Raw genomic sequence first — 8650 nt, 5'->3', positions numbered from 1 at the left:
TATCGCTGAACTAATCGGTTCAGTTTAGCTGTTTAGGGAATTCGCCAACGGTATCACTTAGGTAATCGATCGCGCCTCCAAGTTGTAATTTATCACGGAGCAATCCCAAAACAAACTTAGGAATTTTGGCAGATCCATTCAGGCATAGGCGCGGAAGTTGATCGCGAATTTTGGGATTGGAAAACCGTTCAATTAAAGTCTTTTTATAATCGTCTAAATCAATCCCAGGAACGGGTTGGAGCGTTGGTGTTACCTCATCCATCAACTTAGCGACGGCTTGACGATTGTCTGGTGCAAACAGGTATCGAATGATGGAACCGATAATTCGAGCGCGATCGCTTTGAGGCGATCGCTCAACTAAGGTATACAAACAATCTTGCGACCAAAGCGCATTCCGCATACGCCTATCATAGTCATAGTCCAGCAATCCAACACCACAGATTCCCCAATCACTACCAGGATTTTGATGGAAATAATCATCGAGATAGAGTGCTTGGTGCGATCGATGAAATCCACCAACCCCAATATGCACAATTCCATTAGTAATTTGATGGCGATCGTACTTGGGTACGCGCACGTTTCCAGGTAAATGAGACAGGGATGCTTGATTCAGCTTGATTGTTGAGCCTGTGCTGATATTGCTGTTCATCTTATTTATGCTAGTTGGTGACGACGACTTTTTGAAACTGCTTCACCCTGTAAGTCAAACAGATGACAAAGCTCGCCGCTAATGTGGATAGGAACAAGATCGCGCAACTGGCTGGAATTATCTCCGTCTGTTTGCACTACTACAGTGTCTCCCCCCTCAATCTTGACATAGAGATAGGTTTGCCCGCCCAGTCGTTCCACAACTAACACTTCACCATTAACGCTTGGATTATTGCGATCGAGTTGCAGGTGTTCGGGGCGAATCCCCAATGTAGCTTGATCTCCAACCGATAGCTTTCCAGGCTTCACGGGAATTGTCACACTGGCATCACCAGGAAGTTTGACAGTTATACCAGAATCATTGACGGCTCTTACTGTTACCGAGACAAAGTTCATCTTAGGTGAACCAATAAATCCGGCAATGAATAGATTGCGCGGATGGTGGTAGAGTTCTAGCGGCGAACCCACTTGTTCTATAATGCCGCCCTGCAACACTACAATCTTGTCAGCAAGTGTCATGGCTTCGACCTGATCGTGCGTCACATAAATCATCGTGGCTTGCAAGCTGTCGTGTAGGCTGGCAAGTTCAATCCGCATCTGCACACGCAAAGCTGCATCCAGGTTTGACAGTGGTTCATCAAATAAAAACATTTTGGGATTGCGAACCAAGGCACGACCGATCGCTACCCGTTGGCGCTGTCCTCCCGATAGTTCTTTCGGCTTGCGGTTTAACAGTGGTTCCAGTTGCAGGACACGAGCAACTTCACGCGTCCTTTTATAACGCTTGGCTTTTGGCACACCTGCAAGGCGCAGGCTAAATGCCATATTCTCCGCTACCGTCATGTGAGGATACAAGGCGTAGGTTTGAAATACCATTGCTAAACCACGTTTATCTGGAGGTACATCGTTCACTACCTCTCCATCAATTAGCAACTTGCCAGAGGTAATTTCCTCTAGTCCGGCAATCATGCGGAGCAAGGTTGATTTTCCACAACCAGATGGGCCGACAAATACCACAAATTCGCGATCGCCAACATCAAGATCGATGCCTTTGATCACCTGAGTATCAGCATACCGTTTATGTATATCTCTTAAAGCAACTGTTGACATAGAATTTTCTGTTAAGGAGTTTAAGAAAAGCAGATGATTATTTCACAGCACCAAACGTCAGACCCCGGACTAATTGCCGTTGACTCAGCCAGCCGAAGATGAGGATGGGTGCGATCGCCAGGGTTGATGCTGCCGAAAGTTTTGCCCAAAACAATCCTTGAGAGCTGGAAAATGAGGCAATAAATGCAGTTAAAGGAGCAGCGTTCGCCGTTGTCAGGTTGAGGCTCCAGAAGGCTTCATTCCAAGACAAAATGATTGAAAGCAATGCGGTGGAAGCAAGTCCAGGTAATGCTAGTGGCAACAAAACATGAATCAGTTCTTGCTGTGTGTTTGCCCCATCCATGCGATCGGCTTCTAGGATATCTTTGGGAACATCCCTAAAAAAGCTGTAAATCATCCAGACGACAATTGGCAAATTGATCAGGGTGAATAATTAAACCGATGCGGGTATCCAGCAAACGAGCGTTGCGACATAAAATGTAAATCGGCACCAGCACGCCAACGGGTGGCAGCATTCTAGTAGAAAGCATCCACAACAGGGTTCCCTTAGTACGTTTTGTTGGGAAGAACGCCATCGCATAAGCGGCAGGTACGGCAAGCAGCAGCGCGAGTATGGTCGATCCGAGTGAAATCACCACACTGTTGAGCGCGTAATTGAAATAGTTTGCCCGATCTTGGATTGCTACATAATTTTCTAGTGTCGGCTGGAAAAATAGCTGAGGAGGAGTTGCAACCGCCGCCACCTCCGTTTTGAAACTAGTGAGAAACATCCAGAAAATCGGGAAAAACAAGCTGCAAGCGACAAGCCAACCGAGCAATGTAAATAGCAACCGTTTCAAGGTTTTACGTGCCATTGTTATGTATCCAAATTACGTGCAACACTACGCATCAGAAAAATTGCCACGATGTTGGCAAGAATTACCGCGATTAATCCACCGGCTGAAGCACCACCGACATCAAATTCCAGCAAGGCTTTCAGGAAGATATAATAGGCAAGGTTGGTCGTTGCCACTCCGGGGCCGCCACCTGTAGTAACAAAGATTTCTGCAAAAATAGTCAAAAAGAAAATTGTCTCGATCATGGCGACTACAGCAATGGCGCGACTCAGATGTGGTAGCACGACGAAACGAAATAGAGCGATCGCATTTGCTCCATCCATCCGGGCTGCTTCTAACTGGTCACGATCTAACGACTGAATCGCTGTCAATAAAATCAGCAGAGCAAAGGGAAGCGACTCCCACGAAACAATGATAATGATGGCAAGCAGGGGAAAATCTGCAAACCAATCGATCGCCCCTAAACCCAAACTTCTTGTGAATTGAGCCAACAGTCCATTTACTGGATGCATCAGCATATTTTTCCAGACTAGAGCGCTGACTGTAGGCATGACGAAAAACGGAGAAATCGCCAGCACCCGCGCAATCCCTTGACCATAAAAGTCCTGGTCAAACAGAATTGCCAGGAGTGTGCCTAAACCAATTGTGACCGCCAGAAGAGACACAACCAGAATTATTATGATAGCGATTGAAGTCCATAAATCTGGATCGCTCAAGATGAACGTGAAATTTTCAATTCCAATAAATTTACGTGCGTCTGGATTGAGCAGGTTATACCTCTGAAAGGAAAACCATAGCGTCATCACCAGAGGTACAATCATCCACAGCAGCAAGACAATCACAGAAGGCGCAACCAGGGGTAAGGTTGATGCCTGCCGCTTAGTTCGTTGCCTAGTGGGTGGCGTTTCGTGGTGACGCTTTACAGCTACTGAAGAAGACATAGCCTAATAAATTTTGAATTTTAGATTGTGAAATGTTTTATGGGCGGAAATTGGTGTATTTTCAAACTTCTCCCTCAGATTTAGATCCCCCTAAATCCCCCTTAAAAAGGGGGACGTTGACTAAATTCTCCCCCCTTTTTAAGGGGGGCTGGGGAGGATCTCCGGGTTCACTCGATATATCCGGTATGTTTCATAAACCGTTCAGTTGAACTCTGCGATCGCTCCAACGCCTGATCGACCGAAAGGCGATTAGTTAGCGCTGCTGCCATAGTTTGCCCGACTGAAGAACCGATCGCCTGAAATTCGGGAATATCCACATATTGAATACCCTTGTAAGGAGTTGGTTGTGCGGCTGGACGGCTAATATCGGCAGATTGGATCGACTTCAGCACAATCGAAGCAAAGGGTGCAGCTTTTTGATAGTTGGGATTGTTATAGGTGGAAGTCCGCGTACCTGGTGGTACAGCAACGCAACCACTTTGGTTAGCAACTAATTGAATATATTCCTTAGAGGTTGCCCAAGCAACAAACTTTTGAGCAGCTTCGGGAGATTTTGAAGTTTTTGGAACCGCTAATGCCCAAGCCCAAAGCCAATTTGAGCCGTTTGGATATCTCTCAATTGGCGCACGGGCAAAGCCAATTTTATCATAAACTTGAGATTCTTTCGGGTTGGATAATAGCCCTGCGGCAACGGTTGCGTCTACCCACATTCCGCACTTACCCGTCGAGAATAGCGCCAGATTCTCATTAAATCCGTTGGAACTGGCACCGGGTGGCCCATATTTCTTGAGCAAATCGATATAGAAGGCGATCGCTTCTTTCCAGGCTGGAGTATTTATAGTGGGTTGCCACTTCATATCAAACCACTGTCCGCCAAAGGTGTTGACCAATGTGGACACGAATCCCATGTTTTCGCCCCAGCCAGGTTTCCCGCGCAGACAAACACCATAAACTCCATGCGCTGGATCGTGAACCTTACTTGCCCATTTCCTGATTTGGGGATAGGTTGGTTGTTCCGGAACCGTAATCCCTGCTTTTTCAAACAAGTCTTTTCGGTAATACAGCATGGAACTCTCCCCATAGAACGGCACAGCATAAAGTTTGTCGTTGTTAGAAAGCCCTTCTCGGATGGGTTTTATCAGGTCATTCACGTCGTAACTTGCGGCTAGATCCAATGGTTTTAACCAATCCCGTCTCGCCCAAATTGGCGTTTCATAGGAACCGATTGTCAGGACATCGAATTGTCCGCCCTAGCTAGCAACATCTGTAGTGGTGCGTTGGCGCAACACATTTTCTTCCAGAACAACCCACCTCAGTTGAATATTTGGGTTCGCTTGTTCAAAATTGTGGGAAAGCCCTTGCATAACCACCATGTCACCATTATTGACAGTAGCGATCGTTAGCCTTGTTTTCCCTGCTGCTTGCGAACCCGCACAGGCATGTAGTAGTTGTGCCAGCATCACTCCAACGAGGAATGCAACCAAGATTTTAGCGAAGCGGGGCATACGCATTGCACAGCTCCTTTAGTATTAAAATCATATTAATAAAAAATGATTTTATGCTCTAAAATTGGGCAAAGTCCCAATAATTGAATGATACTAGCTGATCTTAAATACTGGGCACTTAAACACGATTTGCAACATATATTCACAAGGGTTTGAAGATATGACAGCTAAAGCAAGCTATCACTTTGCTGGCAAGACGATTTTGATTACGGGCGGTGCTGGTGATATTGGTCAGGCTACTGCACAACGTTTTGCCGCAGATGGTGCAGGTGTAGTACTCCTAGACTTAAACGAAGCGAAGATGGCAGAGGTTACTCATGAATTGGAAGTTTATAAAATTCCAGTTCTGAGCTTTCGCTGCAACGTCACCGCTTCTGAGGATGTTGCTCAAGCCTTTTCTGCTGCTGTAGAGCAATTTGGGCGGATCGACTATATTTTCAACAATGCGGGTTATCAAGGAGTATTTGCCAAAACTGACGAGTATCCTGAGGAAGATTTTCAAAAGGTCATTGACATCAATGTTATTGGAGTTTTTCACGTCCTCAAGGCTGCGGCACAACACTTGCGTAAATCGGGTGGAGGAGCGATCGTTAATATGGCAAGCTATGCAGGAGTGGTTGGCCCTCCAAATATGATCGCTTACTCAGCCTCGAAGTTTGCCGTAATTGGGATAACTCAGACAGCAGCGAAAGACTTGGCTCCTTACCATATTCGGGTGAATGCGCTCTCACCTGCGCTGATTGGCCCTGGTATGATGTGGACGCGGCAGACCGAATTGCAGGCAGGTGTAGGATCGCAGTACTTTGATACCGATCCTAAAGTAGTAGAGCAACAAATGATTAATTCAGTACCAATGCGGCGTTTGGGGAGCCTTGAAGAAGTTGCTAACAGTGTGGCATTTCTCATGAGCGATGAAGCAAGTTACATCACAGGCTTTAATTTGGAGCTTACTGGCGGGCAATAGGGTGGAGCAGGGGGAGAACAATTGGATAGTCGTCTTAGATGTAGAAATTGGGTAATTTAATTTTTGGAGTTTCCTAGAGAAAACGGGATTGCTAAGTTAGTAATTTAGTAATGTTGTCAGCCCCCATGATTATTACTGCAATGTCTTGCTGCGTTTGAGTTTATTTAAAGCCACTTTTATTAACGTAGAATGTGATAGCGTATACACAACATAATGAGCAAAAAATGCATCTTTGAGCAGATATTCAAATATTTTATCTACTCTTTGGGGGATGCATACTTCCTCTTCCTATAGGTGGAATATGAAAGAACCATTGTTAGAGCGGCGCGATCGCAAGTTAGACCAGGCAGCTCACGCAGCTTGGCTCTACTACATTGCTGGAAACACACAGGAAGAGATTGCTGCAAAGTTGAACGTGTCCCGGCAGGCGGCACAGCGTTTAGTGGCATTAGCAGTCAGTGAAAAACTGATCAAATTTCGGCTCGATCATCCCCTGAGTGAGTGTATTGCTCTAGCTGAATCGCTCAGAGATAGATTTGAACTATCCCTTTGTGAAGTAGTTCCAAGTGATGCAGGGAGTGGCGATCGCTTCAACGGAATTGCTGTATGTGCTGCTACTCACTTAGAGACATACCTTGTTGCTAAAACTCCAACAATCCTGGCATTTTCCACCGGTCGGACTTTGCGATCGATGGTAGATCAAATCCCATCCATGAATCAACCTCAGCATAAGATTGTCTCAATAGTTGGGAATATGTCTCAATATGGGCGTGCAGGTCGTTATGAAGTTGTGATGCATTTGTGCGATCGCGTTGGTTCTCAAGTATATCCAGTTCCGACTCCAGTCGTAGCGACCAGTATTGAAGAACGAGAACTCTTGCAGACTCAGCGATCGTTTATCACCGTCAAAACCCTTGCAGAGCAAGCCAAAGCAACCTTTGTTGGAATTAGCCAAATTGGCTGGGATGCACCGTTACACCAAGACGGATTCATTAATGACGACGAAGTGACTCAATTAATTGAACTGGGGGCAGTTGGGGAAATTGCCGGATGGGCATACGATCGCCAAGGAGTCTTGATTGAAGGTGCAACTAATAGCCGAGTTGCCGGTGTCCCACTCAAACAAACTACCCAACGGCTGATTATCGGTATTGCAGGAGGTGTAAAAAAAGTGGAGTCAATTTTGGCGGCTCTGCGTGGCAAGTTGATCGCAGGACTGATCGCTGATGAAGTTGTCGCCCAAGCTATTCTTGACAAAAGCTGATTTTTCACACCTCCTGTTATGGTCATTTCAATAGCTCAATCAGATCGTGCATCCGCTCAATAACTTGCTCGGCACCAGCCGACTCAAGAGCTTCTGCACGAGTTTTTCGTTCATCCTCGCTTACATGAGTTCCCCCTACATAACCGATAATCCGCCCAATTCCAGCAGCAACGGCAGCCTTTACCCCACTGATAGAATCTTCGATTGCCACGCAATCCGAAACTTCAGTTTCCAGACACTTCACTGCGTGTAGATAGATGTCAGGAAGCGGCTTTGGTCGTCCAACGGGGAGAGAGTCGTGGGCGCTAAATATCTGCTCACTTGGGAAATAATCGGTCAGGGCAGCAGAAGTAAGGCAAGCATTCAGCCTTTGAAAGCTGCTGTTACTTACTAATGCATATTCAAATCCGTCGTCGCGCAGGTAAGAGAGAACTTCAGGCGTTCCTTCAGTCGCTTTGGCCTCTACACTAAGCCGTTCAATCGCTCTCTTTTCTTCCTCAACCACTAGCCTATCAATATCTCCCTCATTAAGAGTAGTTAATGAGTCTGGATATATCTTCTTGAGTATTTCCCTGTAAGGTTTCCCTGCGAAACTTTTAACAAAGTCCTCAAGCTCATAGTGTTGAGCGCCAGCGAACTCACGAGCTACTTCACTTGTCAGCCTCCAGGCGCTCTCAAGTGCGATAGTTTCACTATCAACCACAGTTCCATCATGATCGAAAAGTATCACCAAATCATGCTGAAGCGGTTTCATTTAAAAGACCTCCCTCACTATAATTCTTAACCGTAGCCAATAATCCGTGCGTCTGCATATCTCGCAAAGCTTGGTAGCATTCATTATCTACTAACTCTGTATGTTCGCAATTCTCCAATCCCAGAATGCCGCTAATTGCTGCGCCTTCTTGAATCGCTGTAAGTGCGCTTTGGGTATCCTTGGCATGATAGGGCTGACCAGACTCGCTCGCTCCCTCTCTGACTGCAAGAAGCCACGCCGCAACGGGAAGTATAATCCGCTTCATGCTGACCTTTCGGCTATAAGCATCCTGGAGTATGGGAAATATATACTTACCTACCTTCCTACAGGTTTCTGAAGAGATTCTCTCAGTCGTATCGGGAAGATCCTCATTACTCAGCCTTAGTAATACCTGAGCCATATATTGTTCACACATCTGACGAGGCACGGGTGTTGCTGCTGCGATATCGTCCATCAGAAGCCGAGTAAATAAGTGGAATTCCGGTTGCCTGATTGCCTCATGCATATACTTTATACCTGCTCTGACAGCTAAACAGGCTACAAAGGAGTGGACTGCATTCAAGAATCTCGACTTCATATATCAATACTCCGGACAATTTTTAGTTGACGGAATAGACAAGAAAGCTAT

Annotated in this window: 9 protein-coding genes and 1 pseudogene; 2 read left to right on the top strand and 8 right to left on the bottom strand. The window is 46.0% G+C overall.

All coding sequences use genetic code 11. The annotated features are described in order from the left end of the window. Positions 1-19 precede the first annotated feature (19 nt). From HWQ39_RS00495 to HWQ39_RS00465, 6 genes and pseudogenes are all read right to left on the bottom strand, one after another. On the bottom strand, positions 20-649 hold the full coding sequence (locus tag HWQ39_RS00495; protein ID WP_292840052.1) for a hypothetical protein: 630 nt from the start codon (positions 647-649) through the stop codon (positions 20-22). A gap of 5 nt (positions 650-654) precedes the next feature. Next, positions 655-1758, bottom strand: a complete 1104-nt coding sequence (gene ugpC / locus HWQ39_RS00490) for a sn-glycerol-3-phosphate ABC transporter ATP-binding protein UgpC (RefSeq protein ID WP_292840049.1) — start codon at positions 1756-1758, stop codon at positions 655-657. 37 nt (positions 1759-1795) lie between these two features. Then, positions 1796-2618: pseudogene (locus HWQ39_RS34335) on the bottom strand (carbohydrate ABC transporter permease). After that, positions 2615-3535, bottom strand: coding sequence for a carbohydrate ABC transporter permease (locus HWQ39_RS00475; RefSeq protein WP_292840040.1), 921 nt, complete (start codon positions 3533-3535; stop codon positions 2615-2617). The pseudogene HWQ39_RS34335 and the gene HWQ39_RS00475 overlap by 4 nt, the downstream one beginning before the upstream one ends. Before the next feature lie 167 nt (positions 3536-3702). Continuing rightward, complete coding sequence (locus HWQ39_RS00470) at positions 3703-4767, bottom strand: sugar ABC transporter substrate-binding protein (RefSeq protein ID WP_292840055.1); 1065 nt, start codon at positions 4765-4767, stop codon at positions 3703-3705. Positions 4768-4785: 18 nt separating this feature from the next. Next, positions 4786-5046: a hypothetical protein gene (locus HWQ39_RS00465; protein WP_292840037.1), complete on the bottom strand. Its 261-nt coding sequence runs from the start codon at positions 5044-5046 to the stop codon at positions 4786-4788. 154 nt (positions 5047-5200) lie between these two features. Between HWQ39_RS00465 and HWQ39_RS00460 the strand changes: the two genes are divergently transcribed. Then, complete coding sequence (locus tag HWQ39_RS00460; RefSeq protein WP_292840034.1) at positions 5201-6004, top strand: SDR family NAD(P)-dependent oxidoreductase; 804 nt, start codon at positions 5201-5203, stop codon at positions 6002-6004. A 301-nt stretch (positions 6005-6305) separates the two neighbouring features. Next, entirely contained in the window at positions 6306-7268 is a 963-nt protein-coding gene (locus tag HWQ39_RS00455; protein WP_292840031.1) for a sugar-binding transcriptional regulator, read from the top strand. 22 nt (positions 7269-7290) lie between these two features. On the opposite strand, the gene HWQ39_RS00450 is transcribed toward HWQ39_RS00455, so the two are convergent. Together HWQ39_RS00450 and HWQ39_RS00445 are read right to left on the bottom strand one after the other, a co-directional pair. After that, the gene (locus tag HWQ39_RS00450) at positions 7291-8022 is read right to left on the bottom strand and encodes an HAD family phosphatase (protein ID WP_292840028.1); all 732 of its coding nucleotides are present in this window, start codon (positions 8020-8022) and stop codon (positions 7291-7293) included. Next, on the bottom strand, positions 8003-8599 hold the full coding sequence (locus tag HWQ39_RS00445; RefSeq protein ID WP_292840025.1) for a hypothetical protein: 597 nt from the start codon (positions 8597-8599) through the stop codon (positions 8003-8005). The genes HWQ39_RS00450 and HWQ39_RS00445 overlap by 20 nt, the downstream gene beginning before the upstream one ends. Positions 8600-8650 lie beyond the last annotated feature (51 nt).

It is taken from the genome of Nostoc sp. NMS8 (genome assembly GCF_017115045.1).
GTDB lineage: Bacteria > Cyanobacteriota > Cyanobacteriia > Cyanobacteriales > Nostocaceae > Nostoc.
Note: the sequence above shows the minus strand (reverse complement) of the source record. Positions and strands in the feature narration are given on the sequence as shown.

What these genes read in the sequence shown, in the direction of transcription:
- HWQ39_RS00495 (WP_292840052.1), bottom strand. Translation starts at nt 649, where the DNA reads ATGAACAGCAATATCAGCACAGGCTCAACAATCAAGCTGAATCAAGCA.
- ugpC (WP_292840049.1), bottom strand. Translation starts at nt 1,758, where the DNA reads ATGTCAACAGTTGCTTTAAGAGATATACATAAACGGTATGCTGATACT.
- HWQ39_RS00475 (WP_292840040.1), bottom strand. Translation starts at nt 3,535, where the DNA reads ATGTCTTCTTCAGTAGCTGTAAAGCGTCACCACGAAACGCCACCCACT.
- HWQ39_RS00465 (WP_292840037.1), bottom strand. Translation starts at nt 5,046, where the DNA reads ATGCGTATGCCCCGCTTCGCTAAAATCTTGGTTGCATTCCTCGTTGGA.
- HWQ39_RS00460 (WP_292840034.1), top strand. Translation starts at nt 5,201, where the DNA reads ATGACAGCTAAAGCAAGCTATCACTTTGCTGGCAAGACGATTTTGATT.
- HWQ39_RS00455 (WP_292840031.1), top strand. Translation starts at nt 6,306, where the DNA reads ATGAAAGAACCATTGTTAGAGCGGCGCGATCGCAAGTTAGACCAGGCA.
- HWQ39_RS00450 (WP_292840028.1), bottom strand. Translation starts at nt 8,022, where the DNA reads ATGAAACCGCTTCAGCATGATTTGGTGATACTTTTCGATCATGATGGA.
- HWQ39_RS00445 (WP_292840025.1), bottom strand. Translation starts at nt 8,599, where the DNA reads ATGAAGTCGAGATTCTTGAATGCAGTCCACTCCTTTGTAGCCTGTTTA.